Annotated in this window: 14 protein-coding genes and 1 pseudogene; 3 read left to right on the forward strand and 12 right to left on the reverse strand. The window is 71.0% G+C overall.

Features of this window, described 5'->3' with window-relative positions; all coding sequences use genetic code 11:
• From DQW85_RS36215 to DQW85_RS36260, 10 genes are all read right to left on the reverse strand, one after another.
• The coding region (locus tag DQW85_RS36215) for a DEAD/DEAH box helicase (protein WP_162795661.1) at positions 1 to 1,288 on the reverse strand (1,288 nt) is incomplete at its 3' end.
• A gap of 326 nt (positions 1,289 to 1,614) precedes the next feature.
• Positions 1,615 to 1,974 (reverse strand): metal-sulfur cluster assembly factor, encoded by a 360-nt coding sequence (locus DQW85_RS36220; RefSeq protein ID WP_113704257.1) that lies wholly within the window; start codon positions 1,972 to 1,974, stop codon positions 1,615 to 1,617.
• Positions 1,974 to 2,411, reverse strand: a complete 438-nt coding sequence (gene sufU, locus DQW85_RS36225; RefSeq protein WP_113704258.1) for a Fe-S cluster assembly sulfur transfer protein SufU — start codon at positions 2,409 to 2,411, stop codon at positions 1,974 to 1,976. Before sufU ends, DQW85_RS36220 begins: the two co-directional genes overlap by 1 nt.
• Before the next feature lie 2 nt (positions 2,412 to 2,413).
• Positions 2,414 to 3,703: a cysteine desulfurase gene (locus DQW85_RS36230; RefSeq protein ID WP_113704259.1), complete on the reverse strand. Its 1,290-nt coding sequence runs from the start codon at positions 3,701 to 3,703 to the stop codon at positions 2,414 to 2,416.
• On the reverse strand, positions 3,700 to 4,446 hold the full coding sequence (gene sufC / locus DQW85_RS36235; RefSeq protein ID WP_113704260.1) for a Fe-S cluster assembly ATPase SufC: 747 nt from the start codon (positions 4,444 to 4,446) through the stop codon (positions 3,700 to 3,702). Before sufC ends, DQW85_RS36230 begins: the two co-directional genes overlap by 4 nt.
• A gap of 4 nt (positions 4,447 to 4,450) precedes the next feature.
• Positions 4,451 to 4,798 carry a non-heme iron oxygenase ferredoxin subunit gene (locus DQW85_RS36240; RefSeq protein WP_113704261.1) on the reverse strand — a complete coding sequence of 116 codons (348 nt, stop codon included), beginning with the start codon at positions 4,796 to 4,798 and terminating at the stop codon, positions 4,451 to 4,453.
• Entirely contained in the window at positions 4,795 to 5,943 is a 1,149-nt protein-coding gene (gene sufD / locus DQW85_RS36245; RefSeq protein WP_113704262.1) for a Fe-S cluster assembly protein SufD, read from the reverse strand. Before sufD ends, DQW85_RS36240 begins: the two co-directional genes overlap by 4 nt.
• Positions 5,943 to 7,355, reverse strand: a complete 1,413-nt coding sequence (gene sufB, locus DQW85_RS36250) for a Fe-S cluster assembly protein SufB (RefSeq protein WP_113704263.1) — start codon at positions 7,353 to 7,355, stop codon at positions 5,943 to 5,945. Before sufB ends, sufD begins: the two co-directional genes overlap by 1 nt.
• A complete protein-coding gene (locus DQW85_RS36255; RefSeq protein WP_113704264.1) occupies positions 7,352 to 8,059 on the reverse strand; it encodes a helix-turn-helix transcriptional regulator in 708 nt (235 codons plus the stop codon). Before DQW85_RS36255 ends, sufB begins: the two co-directional genes overlap by 4 nt.
• A gap of 400 nt (positions 8,060 to 8,459) precedes the next feature.
• On the reverse strand, positions 8,460 to 9,236 hold the full coding sequence (locus DQW85_RS36260) for a VOC family protein (RefSeq protein ID WP_113704265.1): 777 nt from the start codon (positions 9,234 to 9,236) through the stop codon (positions 8,460 to 8,462).
• Positions 9,237 to 9,382: 146 nt separating this feature from the next.
• Between DQW85_RS36260 and DQW85_RS36265 the strand changes: the two genes are divergently transcribed.
• From DQW85_RS36265 to DQW85_RS36275, 3 genes are all read left to right on the forward strand, one after another.
• Positions 9,383 to 10,291 (forward strand): ABC transporter ATP-binding protein, encoded by a 909-nt coding sequence (locus DQW85_RS36265; protein WP_113704266.1) that lies wholly within the window; start codon positions 9,383 to 9,385, stop codon positions 10,289 to 10,291.
• Positions 10,288 to 11,055, forward strand: coding sequence for an ABC transporter permease (locus DQW85_RS36270; RefSeq protein ID WP_113704267.1), 768 nt, complete (start codon positions 10,288 to 10,290; stop codon positions 11,053 to 11,055). The genes DQW85_RS36265 and DQW85_RS36270 overlap by 4 nt, the downstream gene beginning before the upstream one ends.
• A 93-nt stretch (positions 11,056 to 11,148) precedes the next feature.
• Positions 11,149 to 12,066 carry an EamA family transporter gene (locus tag DQW85_RS36275; RefSeq protein ID WP_113704268.1) on the forward strand — a complete coding sequence of 306 codons (918 nt, stop codon included), beginning with the start codon at positions 11,149 to 11,151 and terminating at the stop codon, positions 12,064 to 12,066.
• 19 nt (positions 12,067 to 12,085) lie between these two features.
• Here DQW85_RS36275 and DQW85_RS36280 read toward each other — a convergent pair whose 3' ends face one another.
• Entirely contained in the window at positions 12,086 to 12,754 is a 669-nt protein-coding gene (locus DQW85_RS36280; RefSeq protein WP_113704269.1) for a GntR family transcriptional regulator, read from the reverse strand.
• Between the two features lie 4 nt (positions 12,755 to 12,758).
• A pseudogene (locus DQW85_RS36285) lies at positions 12,759 to 13,236 on the reverse strand (ornithine cyclodeaminase family protein); the annotation flags it as partial.

Genomic DNA, 13,236 nt, shown 5'->3' on the forward strand with positions numbered 1-13,236 from the left:
CGCCACCACCGTGGCCGCCGTGGCCGCCCTCGCGGCGGGGGCGCAGCGGCTTGCGGACGTCGGGCTCCCAGACGGGGATGGACTCGCCGCTGGGCGTGCGGGCGCCGGTCACCTCGGCGACCCGCGGGTGGCCCGGGGTGGCCTTGAGGCGGAACGGGTGGATGCCGGCCCGCCGGGTGAGCTGCTCGGTGGAGCGGCGCTCGTTGGGCAGCACCAGCGTGACGACGGTGCCCTTCTCGCCGGCGCGGGCGGTGCGGCCACCGCGGTGCAGGTAGCTCTTGTGGTCCTGCGGCGGGTCGACGTGCAGCACGAGGCTGATGTTGTCGACGTGGATGCCGCGGGCGGCCACGTCGGTGCAGACGAGCACGCCGATGACGCCCTCGCGGAACTCGGCGAGGATGCGGGTGCGCTGGTTCTGGCGCTTGCCGCCGTGCAGGCCGCCGGCCCTGACGCCGACCCTGGCGAGCTGCTTGCAGAGCCGGTCGACGCCGTGCTGGGTGCGGACGAAGATGATCGTACGGCCCTCACGGTTGGCGATCTCGGCGGTCACGTCGAACTTGTCGTCGCGCGTGACCTGCAGCACGTGGTGCTCCATCGTGTCGACCGGGGAGGTCGCGGGGGCCACGGAGTGGGTGATCGGGTCCTTCAGGAAGCGCTGCACCAGCTTGTCCACGTCGCCGTCGAGCGTGGCGGAGAACAGCAGCCGCTGCCCGTCGGCCGGCGTCTGGGCGAGCAGCTCGGTGACGACGGGGAAGAAGCCGAGGTCGCACATGTGGTCGGCCTCGTCCAGGACGCTGACCTCGACCTCGGACAGGGAGCACTCGCCCTGGCGGATGAGGTCGCCGAGGCGGCCGGGGGTGGCGATGACGACGTCCACGCCGCGGCGCAGCGCCTCGATCTGCTTGCCCATGGACATGCCGCCGACGACGACCTTCATGCGCAGGCCGAGGCCGCGGCCGAGCGGTTCGAGCGCGTCGTGCACCTGGAGGGCCAGCTCGCGTGTGGGAACGAGGATCATCGCGCGGGGACGGCCGGGCGCGGGCTTGACGCCGGCGATGCGGGCCATGGTGGGCAGGCCGAAGGCCAGGGTCTTGCCGGAGCCGGTCTGGCCGCGGCCGAGCACGTCACCGCCGGCGAGGACGTCGGGGATCGTGGCGCTCTGGATGGGGAACGGGCTGTCGATGCCCTGCCTGGCCAGCCCGGTGACGAGCGGCTTGGGAAGACCCAGCAGCTCGAACTCGGACAGGCCCTGCTCGGGGGCGAGCTCGGGCAGGACGGCATCAAGCATGGTCACGAAAGTCGTGCCTTTCAGTCGAAGTGGCGCGTCACTTCTGCGAAAGGACGAGCCAGGACGTACGGCGGCAGCCGTACTCAGGTGCATGCGCGGGTGATCGGCACCCGCTGGGGTGGGGACCGGCCTGGTCGACAGTCACCGACTCACAGGCCGTCTACGCGCACCCGCTTGCCGGCCGCAGGCGGCGAAACGCACTTGGGTGCGTCAGGTGCACGTCGCGCCAACGCGGGGAAGACACCGTGTATTCCCCGACTGGCCCCGCTATCGGACCGTGGCGCGCTGGAGCGGCCGGCACTCGGGTGCCGACCGTACCGCAGAGATCAGACGTTGAAGCCTAGCATACGGAGCTGCTCGCGGCCCTCGTCAGTGATCTTGTCGGGCCCCCACGGCGGGAGCCAGACCCAGTTGATCTTCACATCGGAGACCATACCATCGAGCGCGGAGTGCGCCTGATCCTCGATCACGTCGGTCAGCGGGCAGGCGGCGCTGGTCAGCGTCATGTCGATGGTGGCCACCGGACGGCCGCCCTCGCCGGGGTCGAGGTTGAGCCCGTAGACCAGGCCGAGGTCGACGACGTTGATGCCGAGCTCGGGGTCCACGACGTCCCTGAGCGCCTCCATGACCTCCTCGACGGTGGCGTCACCGTCGAACCTGGTCGGCGTCTCCACCGGCTTGCTCATCAGCTGGCACTCCTCACTACAGCGTCCTTGTAGGCCATCCAGGACAGCAGCGCGCACTTGACCCTGGCGGGGAACTTGGCCACGCCCGCGAACGCCACCGCGTCGCCGAGCACGTCCTCGTCGGCCTCCACCTGCCCCCTGCCCTGCATGAGGCGGGTGAACTCGTCGACCACCGACAGCGTCTCCTCCACCGAGGAGCCGGTGGCCAGCTCGTGCAGCACGGAGGCCGCGGCCTGGCTGATCGAGCAGCCCTGCCCCTCGTAGGAGACGTCCTCGACCTTGCCACCGTCGCCCAGCTTGACCCGGAGCGTGATCTCGTCGCCGCACGTCGGGTTCACGTGGTGGACCTCGGCGTCGTACGGCTCGCGCAGCCCCCGCCCCTGCGGGTGCTTGTAGTGCTCCAGGATCAGCTCCTGGTACATCGACTCGCCGATCATGGCTATGCGAACACCTTCTGAACGTGGTGGAGGCCGCGCACCAGGGCGTCGATCTCGCCCGTGGTGTTGTACAGGTAGAACGACGCCCGCGTGGTGGCTGGTATTCCGAACCTCAGGTGCAACGGCCGCGCGCAGTGGTGACCGACGCGCACGGCGATGCCGAACTGGTCGTCGAGGATCTGCCCGACGTCGTGCGGGTGGATCCCCTCAAGGGTGAACGACAGGGTGGCGCCGCGCCGTTCGAGCGAGTCGGGGCCGATGAGCCGGAGTGTGGGCACCTCGCGCAGGGCCTCCAGCGCGTACGCCGTGAGCTCGCGCTCGTGCGTCTCGACGGCGGCCATGCCGACGCCCTGGAGGTAGTCGACGGCCGCGCCGAGACCGATGGCCTCGACGATCGGCGGGGTGCCCGCCTCGAACTTGTGCGGGATCGGCGCGTACGTCGAGTGGTCCATCCAGACCGCCTCGATCATCTCGCCGCCGCCCATGAACGGGGGCATGGCCTCCAGCAGCTCGGCCCGTCCCCAGAGGACGCCGATGCCCGAGGGGCCGAGCATCTTGTGGCCGGTGCAGGCGACGAAGTCGACGCCCAGCTCGGCGACGTTCACGGGGTGATGGGGCACCGACTGGGAGGCGTCGAGCATGACCAGCGCGCCCACCTCGCGAGCGCGCCGCAGCACGTCGGCGACCGGGTTGACGGTGCCGAGCACGTTGGACTGGTGCGCGATCGAGACGATCTTCGTCCGCTCGGTGATCAGCTGGGGGAGGTCGGAGAGGTCGAGCCTGCCGTCGTCGGTGACGCCGAACCACTTCAGCGTCGCGCCGGTGCGCTGGACGAGCAGCTGCCACGGCACGATGTTGGAGTGGTGCTCCATCTCGGAGATGACGACCTCGTCCCCGGGTCCGAGCGCGAAACGGGGATCGGCCCCGGCGTCACCCGTGCCGCCGGGGCCCCACAGGTGCTGCCCGAAGGAGTAGGCGACCAGGTTGAGGGCCTCGGAGGCGTTCTTGGTGAAGATCACCTCGTCGCGCGAGGGCGCGCCGATGAACGCGGCCACCTTGTCGCGCGCGCTCTCGTACGCCTCGGTCGACTCCGCGCCGAGCACGTGCATCGCGCGCCCGACGTTGCTGTAGTGCATCGACAGGTGCTCGCGCACGGTCTCGACGACCGGGGCGGGCTTCTGGGAGGAGTTTCCGGAGTCGAGGTAGACGAGCCGGCGCCCGCCGGGCAGCTCGCGGGAGAGGACCGGGAAGTCCTTCCGGATCCTCTCCACGTCCAAGCTGGTGGAAGTCATGCAGTCGCCTTCGTGTACTGCTCGTAGCCCTCGGCCTCGAGCTTCTCGGCCAGCTCCGGCCCGCCCTCCTCGACGATCCTGCCGCCGGCGAAGACGTGGACGAAGTCGGGCTTCACATACCGCAGGATGCGGGTGTAGTGGGTGATGAGCAGGACGCCCGTGTCACCCGTGGCGCGGAAGCGGTTGATGCCCTCGGACACCACGCGCAGCGCGTCGACGTCGAGGCCGGAGTCGGTCTCGTCGAGCACCGCGATCTTCGGCTTGAGCAGCTCGAGCTGGAGGATCTCGTGGCGCTTCTTCTCGCCGCCGGAGAAGCCCTCGTTGAGGTTGCGCTGGGCGAAGGAGGCGTCGATGGACAGGGCGTCCATGCCGTTCTTGAGGTCCTTGGCGAACTCGCGCAGCTTGGGGGCCTCGCCGCGGATCGAGGTGACGGCGGAGCGCAGGAAGTTGGACACCGACACGCCGGGGACCTCGACCGGGTACTGCATGGCGAGGAACAGGCCGGCCCGGGCGCGCTCGTCGACGGACAGCTCGAGCAGGTCGACGCCGTCGAGGAGGACCTGGCCGGCGGTGATCGTGTACTTGGGGTGCCCGGCGATGGCGTAGGCCAGGGTGGACTTGCCGGAGCCGTTGGGGCCCATGATGGCGTGGGTCTCGCCCGACCTCACGGTGAGGTTGACGCCGCGCAGGATCTCCTTGTCCTCGACGGCGACGTGCAGGTCACGGATCTCAAGGGTGGACATGTGCTTATGACTCCTTCGAGAGCGAGACGAGGACGTCATCGCCGTCGATCTTCACTGTGTAGGTGGGCACGGGGCGGGTCGCGGGTGGCCCGGTGGGCTTGCCGGTGCGGATGTCGAAGCACGAGCCGTGCAGCCAGCACTCCAGCGTGCCGTCGTAGACCTCTCCCTCGCTGAGCTTGACCTCGGCGTGGGAGCAGACGTCGTGCAGGGCGAACACTTCAGAGCCCTTGCGGACGAGCGCGACCGGGGTCTGCCCCACCTCGACGCCGAGGACCCCGCCGTCGGGGATGTCGTCGACGCGGCAGACCTTCACGTGCTCGTCCGCGCCGTCGTTGATGTACTCGTTGCTCATCGGGCGAGCTCCGCCTCCACCGCGTCCATGACGCGCTCGCGGATCTCGTCGACCTCGATCCGCTCGATGAGCTGGCCGAGGAAGCCCCGGATGACCAGGCGGCGGGCCTCGTCGAACGGGATGCCGCGGGCCTGGAGGTAGAAGATGTGCTCGTCGTCGAGGCGGCCCGACGCCGAGGCGTGACCCGCGCCGGCGACCTCGCCGGTGAGGATCTCCAGGTTGGGCACCGAGTCGGCGCGGGCGCCGTCGGTCAGGATCAGGTTGCGGTTGAGCTCGTAGGTGTCGGTGCCCTCGGCCTCGACCCTGATGATCACGTCGCCGATCCAGACCGCGTGGGCGTCCTGGCCCTGCAGGGCGCCGCGGTAGTCGACGTGGCTGCGGCAGCTCCGCTGGGAGTGGTCGACCAGCAGGCGGTGCTCCAGGTGCTGGCCGGCGTCGACGAAGTAGACGCCGGCCAGGTCGGCGTCGCCGCCGGGGGCGGTGTAGGAGACGCTGGGCGACAGGCGCACCAGGTCGCCGCCCAGGGTCACCACGAAGCTGCGGAAGGTGGCGTCCTTGGCGAGCTGGGCGTGGTGGTGGGAGACGTGCACGGCGTCGTCGTCCCACTCCTGCAGGCTGACGACCTTCAGGGACGCGCCGTCGCCGACGACGAACTCGACGTTGTCGGCGTAGACCGCGCGCCCCTGGTGCTCGATGATCACCACGGCCTCGGCCAGCGGCTCGACCCTGACGACGATGTGGCCGTAGGACGCGCCCTCGGCGCCGCCGCCCCGCACCTCGATGCGGATGGGCTCGCCGGGCACGGCCTCCTTGGGCACGGTGACGACCAGCGCCTTCTCGAAGGCGCTGTAGGCCTGCGCGCTGACCCGGTCGGCCGGCACGTACGCCCGTCCGATGCGCGCGTCCTCGCGCCCGACCCACTCGGCGCTCACGCCGGCCGGGGTGTAGGCCTGGGTGACCACCTGGCCGGTGACCTGGGCCGTGCCGTTGTGCAGGCCCTTCAGGCGGGAGAGCGGCGTGAAGCGCCACGCCTCCTCGCGCCCGGTCGGCACCTCGAAGTCGGCCAGGTCGTACGACGCCTTCCCCTGCAGGGTCTCGTGCTGGAGGCGCGCAATGGGCTCGTGGGGCTTCTCGTTCAGGCCCATCAGCCGACGGCTCCTTCCATCTGCAGCTCGATCAGCCGGTTGAGCTCGAGCGCGTACTCCATGGGCAGCTCGCGCGCGATCGGCTCCACGAAGCCGCGCACGATCATCGCCATCGCCTCGTCCTCGTCGAGCCCGCGGCTCATGAGGTAGAACAGCTGGTCCTCGCTGACCTTGGAGACCGTGGCCTCGTGGCCCATCGACACGTCGTCCTCGCGGACGTCGACGTAGGGGTAGGTGTCGGAGCGGCTGATCTGGTCGACCAGGAGCGCGTCGCACTTGACCGTGCTGGCGCTGCCGTGCGCGCCCTCCTCGATCTGCACGAGGCCGCGGTAGGAGGTGCGGCCGCCGCCGCGCGCCACCGACTTGGAGATGACGCTGGAGCTGGTGTCGGGCGCCAGGTGCACCATCTTGGACCCGGCGTCCTGGTGCTGGCCCTCGCCGGCGAACGCGACGCTCAGCGTCTCGCCCTTGGCGTGCCGGCCCATCAGGTAGACGGCAGGGTATTTCATCGTGACCTTGGAGCCGATGTTGCCGTCGATCCACTCCATGGTGGCGCCCTCGTAGGCGACGGCGCGCTTGGTGACCAGGTTGTAGACGTTGTTGGACCAGTTCTGGATGGTCGTGTAGCGGCAGCGGGCGTTCTTCTTCACGATGATCTCGACGACCGCGGAGTGCAGCGAGTCGGAGGAGTAGATCGGCGCGGTGCAGCCCTCGACGTAGTGGACGTAGCTGTTCTCGTCCACGATGATCAGGGTCCGCTCGAACTGGCCCATGTTCTCGGTGTTGATCCGGAAGTAGGCCTGCAGCGGGATCTCGACCTCGACGTTCGGCGGCACGTAGATGAACGAGCCGCCGGACCACACGGAGGTGTTGAGCGCGGCGAACTTGTTGTCGCCCACGGGGATGACGGAGCCGAAGTATTCCTTGAAGAGGTCCTCGTGCTCCTTCAGGCCCGTGTCGGTGTCGACGAAGATGACGCCCTTCTCCTCGAGGTCCTCACGGATCTTGTGGTAGACGACCTCGGACTCGTACTGGGCGGCGACACCGGCGATGAGGCGCTGCTTCTCCGCCTCGGGGATGCCGAGCTTGTCGTAGGTGTTCTTGATGTCGGCGGGCAGCTCGTCCCAGGACGTGGCCTGCTTCTCGGTCGAGCGCACGAAGTACTTGATGTTGTCGAAGTCGATGGCGCTGAGGTCGGAGCCCCAGGTGGGCAGCGGCTTCTTGTCGAACAGGCGGAGGCCCTTCAGGCGAAGGTCGAGCATCCACTCCGGCTCGTTCTTGAGCGCGGAGATGTTGCGCACGACTTCTTCGGACAGGCCACGCTTGGCCGCCGCGCCGGCGGCATCCGGGTCGGCCCAGCCGAACTTGTAATTCCCGAGGCCTTCCAGCTCCGGGCGGTCGGTGACAGTCACCTTCCGGTCTCCTTGCTTGTGTCTCTATGTGCGGTTTCACCCAGCGATTGCGGGCTCACGTGCGTGGTGCAGACCCCGTCGCCGTGGGCGATCGTGGCCAGGCGCTGCACCGGGGTGCCGAGCAGCCGCGCGAACGCCTCCGTCTCGGCCTCGCACAGCTGCGGGAACTCCGCAGCCGCGTGCGCCACCGGGCAGTGGTGCTGGCAGAGCTGGTCACCGCCGGACTTGGCCTTGCTGGCCGAGGCAGCGTAACCCTCCGCCGACAGCGCCTGCGCCAGCACCTCCACGCGCTGGTCGGCCGGCACCGTCCGCATGACCGGCTCCAGCCGCCGCAGCAGGCCGGAGACCTGCGCGCGGGCGAAGTCGGCCACGGCTTCCTCGCCCATGCGCTCGGCCAGGAAGCGCAGCGCGCTCCCGGCCAGATCGTCATAGGCGTGCTCGAAAGCACTGCGCCCCGCGTCGGTGATGGCGAACAGCTTGGCCGGTCGCCCTCGCCCGCGCTGGCCGCGCGGTCCCACCGTCCGAGGCTCGATCATCCCGTCGGCCAGCAGCGCGTCGAGGTGACGGCGGACGGCGGCGGGCGTGAGCCCGAGCCGCTCGCCCAGCGCGGCCGCCGCTACGGGACCGTGCTCAAGGATCAGCCGGGCGACACGGGCGCGGGTGCTGCGCTCGCTGCCTGGCTCGATCGTGGGCACGTGCTTCATCGGTCGCTCACCACTCCTCGTTCGCGTCGCGGGGGCTTGCTCTGGCGCCCCGCCCCGCTGACCGCGTCGGGCTGGCTCCCTGTATTTGACAACATCAGTGTGCCGTAATTCCTTCCCGGTTCACAAACGGTTCGGGGAAGGCGGTCAATGCAATTTCTCACGCAGGCAAGGCTTACCTAACCTGCGGATTCGCTGCCCTGCCTCGCCCGGCGAACGTCGCGGCGGACGGCATGGCGGGCGGCATGGCGGACGGCATGGAACGGCATGGCGGACGTCGCGGCGCCCGCCCGCGCGGCGAACAGCCGCACGCGCGTTGGACATGCGCGTACACCTCGGCCCTTCGCGGGCGGCGGCGAGGCACGCGAGGGCCCAGGGGATTTTGCCGAATTTTTACTGACCGTTACTGGGTCTCGGTGAGCTGGATGACCGAGACGGCCGCGCCCTGCGGGTCGATGAACATCCCGAACCTGCCGGGAGGCGCCTCCATCGAGTCGATGAGGACGTTCGCGCCGAGGCGGGTCGCGTTGGCGATGGTGTCGTCGAGGTCGGCGACCGCGAAGTAGACCATCCAGTGGGAGGGCGTCTCGGGCGGGTAGTTCGGGGACATCTCCATCATGCCCGCGATGCTCCTGCCGCCCGCCTGCCACTCCGTGTAGGTGACGCCGTCCATCTCCTGCGGGTTGGGGGTCCAGCCGAAGACGGTCTGGTAGAACCGCTCGGCGGCGGCCACGTCGCGGGTGACCAGCTCGTTCCAGCAGAACGAGACCGGTTCGTTGACCAGTTCGGCTCCCTTGTGCCGGCCCGCCTCCCAGACCGAGACGAACGCCCCGTCCGGCCCCTGGAAGATGGCCATCCGGCCTTCCTCGAAGATCTGCATGGGCTCCATGACGACGGTGCCGCCCGCGTTCTTGGCGCGGTCGGCGGTGGCGGCGGCGTCCTCGGTGGCGACGTAGGTGTTCCAGACGGAGGGCATGCCTTCGTTGAACACAGGTCCCACGCCCGCGACCTTCTTGCCGTCGTGGACGAACTGCCCGTAGCCTCCGGCCTCGGGGTCGTCGATCATCTCGGCGCTCCAGCCGAAGACCTCGCCGTAGAAACGTACGGATGCGTCGACGTCGGTGCTCGACAGATCAACCCAGCACGGAACGCCCGGCTCGTACCCGCTGCGCTGTGACATGGGAACCTCCTGGTGCGTGGATCTCGTTCTCAGACTTTCACCCCCATGTGCCCCCCGTCGGCAAATGTCGCGGCAAACCCGTGTCCATATCCGGCCACCACGGGCTGCGAGCCTGACCGGTCCCCGCAGTCCCTAGACTCGTGGCCATGGACCTCCCAGCCGTCGAGATCATCGGCCTGGTCAAGCGCTACGGCGGCACCACAGCGGTGGACGGCCTGTCCCTGCGTGCCGAGCGCGGGGCCGTGACCGCCGTGCTGGGTCCCAACGGCGCCGGCAAGACCTCCACGATCGAGATCTGCGAGGGGTTCCGCAAGGCCGACGCCGGCACCGTCCGCGTGCTGGGCGAGCCGCCCGCCGACCCGGCGCTGCGGCCGCGGGTGGGGGTCATGCTGCAGTCGGGCGGCGTTCCGCCCGCGACGCGCTGCGCCGAGTGGCTGCGCCTGGTCTCCCGCTTCTACGCCCGTCCCCTCGACTCGGGGGCGCTCCTCCTGCGGCTGGGGCTCGCCGAGCACGGCCGCACGCCCTACCGCCGGCTCTCCGGCGGGCAGCAGCAGCGGCTGTCGCTGGCCGCGGCCGTCATCGGGCGGCCGGAGCTGGTCTTCCTCGACGAGCCGACGGCCGGGCTCGACCCGCAGGCCAGGCACGCCTGCTGGGAGCTGGTGGGCGAGCTGCGCGGCGCGGGCGTGTCGGTGGTGCTGACCACCCACCACATGGACGAGGCCGAGCGGCTGGCCGACCACGTGGTGATCATCGACAGGGGCAAGGTGGTGGCCGAGGGCAGCCCGGCCACGCTGACCGGCGCGGAGCGGCAGCTCCGCTTCCGCGCCCGGCCGGGCCTGACGCTGGAGGAGCTGCTCAACGCGCTGCCGGCGGGCAGCGCGGCCAAGGAGTCGCCCGCCGGCCACTACATCATCGAGGGCCTGGTCGGGCCCGAGCTGCTCGCCACGGTGACGGCGTGGTGCGCCTCCGAGGGCGTCACGGCCGACGACCTGCGCATCGAGCGCCGCACCTTGGAGGACGTCTTCCTGGAGCTGACCGGCAGGGAGCTGCGATGACCGCGCTCGACCTGACTCCCGCGCCGGGCGCGGCGCCGTTCCCCCGCATGGTGCTCGCCCAGGCGGGCGCGGAGGTCCGCGCGACGCTGCGCAACGGCGAGCAGTTGCTGCTCACGATGATCATCCCGGTGCTGCTGCTGGCCGGGTTCTCCCTGGCTCCGCTGGTCGACATCGGCGGGGGCAGCCGGGTGGCCTTCCTGACGCCGGGGGTGCTGGCGCTCGCCGTGATGTCGACGGCGTTCACGGGACAGGCCATCGCGACCGGCTTCGAGCGACGCTACGGCGTGCTCAAGCGGCTCGGCGCGACGCCGCTCTCCCGGGCGGGGCTGCTGCTGGGCAAGACGGCCGCCGTGATCGCGGTGGAGCTCATCCAGGTCGTGGTGATCGTGGCGGTCGCGCTGGCGCTCGGGTGGCGGCCACACGGGTCGTTCCCGGCGGCGGCCCTGCTGATCCTGGCGGGCACCGCCGCCTTCAGCGGGCTGGGGCTGCTCATGGCGGGCACGCTGCGGGCCGAGGCGACGCTGGCCGCCGCCAACCTGGTCTACTTGGTGCTGCTGGGCGCGGGCGGGGTGATCTTCCCGCTGTCGAAGTTCCCCGCCGGCGTGCGGCCGGTGCTGGAGCTGCTGCCGATCTCCGCGCTCGCCGGCGGGCTCCGGGCCGTGCTGGCGGGGGGCGCGGTGCTCCCGCTGGGGGCGCTGGCCGTGCTCACCGGGTGGGCGGTCGTGTCACTCGCGCTGGCCTCGCGCACCTTCCGCTGGGAGTGAGCCCTCCGGCTGGGGCCGTACGGTGATCCGGCTGCCGGCACTACTACCTTAAGTGGGTAATTGTCGGGTTCCTTTTGTCGCACGAGGAGTCCTGTGACCGACTTCGCCCTTGACGACCCCTTCGACCGCCGTTCGCGCCTGCCGAGACCGGGCGGCCTGCTGCGCGCGGCGGCCGACTCCATCCCGCCGTCCGGGCTGGTGCTGCTGGGCATCTTCTCCGTTCAGCTGGGGGCGGCGTTCGCCAAGGAGCTGTTCGCGGCGCTGCCCCCGAGCGCGGTGGTGTTCCTGCGCATCATGGCGGGCGCGCTGATCATGGGAGCCGTCGCCCGGCCACGGCTGAAGGGCTTGTCGTGGCGCGACTGGGCGGTGGGGCTGGGCTTCGGCGCGACGCTGGCGCTGATGAACCTGTCGTTCTACGAGGCGCTGTCCCGGCTGCCGATGGGGATCGCGGTGGCGATCGAGTTCCTGGGGCCGCTGGGCGTGGCGGTGGCCGCGTCGCGGCGGCGGCTCGACCTGGTGTGGGTCGGGCTGGCCGGGCTCGGCATCGCGCTGCTCGCGCCGTGGGGCGGGACGGAGGCGGTGAGCTGGGCCGGCATCGGGTTCGCCCTGGTGGCGGGCGCCTGCTGGGCGGGGTACATCCTGCTGGCCGCCGCCGCGGGGCAGCGCTTCCCGGGGACGTCGGGGCTGTCTTTCGCGATGGTGGCGTCGGCCGTGGTGATCGCCCCGGTGGGCATCACGACGGGCGGTGCGGACCTGCTGCGGCCGGAGCTGCTGCTGATCGGGCTGGGCGTGGGTCTGCTGTCGTCGGTGATCCCGTACTCGCTGGAACTGCAGGCGCTGCGGCAGATGCCGAAGCGGGTGTTCGGCGTCCTGATGAGCCTGGAGCCCGCGGCGGCCGCCCTGATCGGGGTGCTGCTGCTGGGCGAGATCCTGCAGGTGCGGCAGTGGGCGGCGATCGTCTGCATCGTGGCCGCCAGCCTCGGCTCCACCCGCGCCGCCGGATCCGGCTGAGCCGCGACCGGAGCCCCGGTCAGGGGCCGGCGGGGTGGGCCCAGATGCCTCTCACGTGCTGGATGTGCTCGCCCATGATGCGGCCCACGGCCTCGGGGTCGCCGCGTTCGAGCGCGTCGAGGAGGGCCAGGTGCTCGCGGGCCGAGTCGGTCAGTGTCGGCACCGGCAGCCGTGACAGGCCGTAGAGGCGGGCCCGGTTGCGCAGGTCCTTGACCACGGCGACCAGGTGGGCGTTGCCCGACAGGGAGAGCAGCTCCACGTGGAAGCGCAGGTCGGCGTCCACGTACGCGAGCAGGTCGGCGCGTTCGGCGGCGGAGACGATCTCCTCGGCGACGGGCCGGAGCCGCTCGAGGTCGGCGGCGGGCGCGGCGCCTGCCAGGCGGGTCACGGTGGGCACCTCGATGAGCCGCCTGAGCTCGGTCAGCTCGTCCAGGTCGCGGTCGGACAGCTCGGTGACCCGGAAGCCCTTGTTGCGCACCGCCTCGACCAGGCCCTCCTTGGCCAGGTCGAGCATAGCCTCGCGGACGGGCGTGGCCGATACGCCGAACTGCTGGGCCAGCGTCGGCGCCGAGTAGACCACCCCGGGACGCATCTCCCCGGTGATCAGCGCGGCGCGCAGCGCGTGCGCGACCTGCTCGCGCAGGCTCTGCCGCTCGCCCACCGCCGGCAGGTCGAGCCGGTGCTCCATCCGCTCATCCCCTCCCCGCGTGCCAGGCCTCGTAGGCGGCCGCCGCGACCACCAGGTCCTCCCAGGCCATGCCCGTGCTCTTGAAGACGCGGGGGCCGGGGCCCGGGACCAGGCGGCCGGAGATCAGCTCGGCGAGGTTCCCGGCGAGATGACCAGTGGTGATCGTACCGTCCCGGATGGGGATGATCACATCTCCGGCCTCGGCCAGCGCGGCCGACCGCGCCTCCACCACAAGCGTGGCCCGCGCGACCAGGTCGCCGTCGAGCTCGCGGGCGCCGGGCTCGTGGGAGCCGACGGCGACGACGGCCGAGCCGTCGCGGGGCAGCCGTCCGGGGAACAGCGGCTCCCTTGCGGTGGTGCAGCACGCGATGAGGTCGGCGCGGGCCACGGCCCTCAGGGCGGCGCCCGGCTCGGAGGACTCGCCGGGGACGGGTCGCTCGCAGACGGACTCGGCGCGCAGGCCGCGGGCGCGGCAGTGGGCG

This window comes from Nonomuraea lactucae, from assembly GCF_003313395.1.
GTDB classification, from domain to species: Bacteria; Actinomycetota; Actinomycetes; order Streptosporangiales; family Streptosporangiaceae; genus Nonomuraea; species Nonomuraea lactucae.

Excerpts from the sequence above, each read along its gene's own strand:
- sufU (WP_113704258.1), bottom strand. The coding sequence starts at position 2,411 with ATGATCGGCGAGTCGATGTACCAGGAGCTGATCCTGGAGCACTACAAG.
- DQW85_RS36265 (WP_113704266.1), top strand. The coding sequence starts at position 9,383 with ATGGACCTCCCAGCCGTCGAGATCATCGGCCTGGTCAAGCGCTACGGC.
- DQW85_RS36240 (WP_113704261.1), bottom strand. The coding sequence starts at position 4,798 with ATGAGCAACGAGTACATCAACGACGGCGCGGACGAGCACGTGAAGGTC.
- DQW85_RS36255 (WP_113704264.1), bottom strand. The coding sequence starts at position 8,059 with ATGAAGCACGTGCCCACGATCGAGCCAGGCAGCGAGCGCAGCACCCGC.
- DQW85_RS36280 (WP_113704269.1), bottom strand. The coding sequence starts at position 12,754 with ATGGAGCACCGGCTCGACCTGCCGGCGGTGGGCGAGCGGCAGAGCCTG.
- sufC (WP_113704260.1), bottom strand. The coding sequence starts at position 4,446 with ATGTCCACCCTTGAGATCCGTGACCTGCACGTCGCCGTCGAGGACAAG.
- DQW85_RS36260 (WP_113704265.1), bottom strand. The coding sequence starts at position 9,236 with ATGTCACAGCGCAGCGGGTACGAGCCGGGCGTTCCGTGCTGGGTTGAT.
- DQW85_RS36270 (WP_113704267.1), top strand. The coding sequence starts at position 10,288 with ATGACCGCGCTCGACCTGACTCCCGCGCCGGGCGCGGCGCCGTTCCCC.
- DQW85_RS36220 (WP_113704257.1), bottom strand. The coding sequence starts at position 1,974 with ATGAGCAAGCCGGTGGAGACGCCGACCAGGTTCGACGGTGACGCCACC.
- DQW85_RS36230 (WP_113704259.1), bottom strand. The coding sequence starts at position 3,703 with ATGACTTCCACCAGCTTGGACGTGGAGAGGATCCGGAAGGACTTCCCG.
- sufD (WP_113704262.1), bottom strand. The coding sequence starts at position 5,943 with ATGGGCCTGAACGAGAAGCCCCACGAGCCCATTGCGCGCCTCCAGCAC.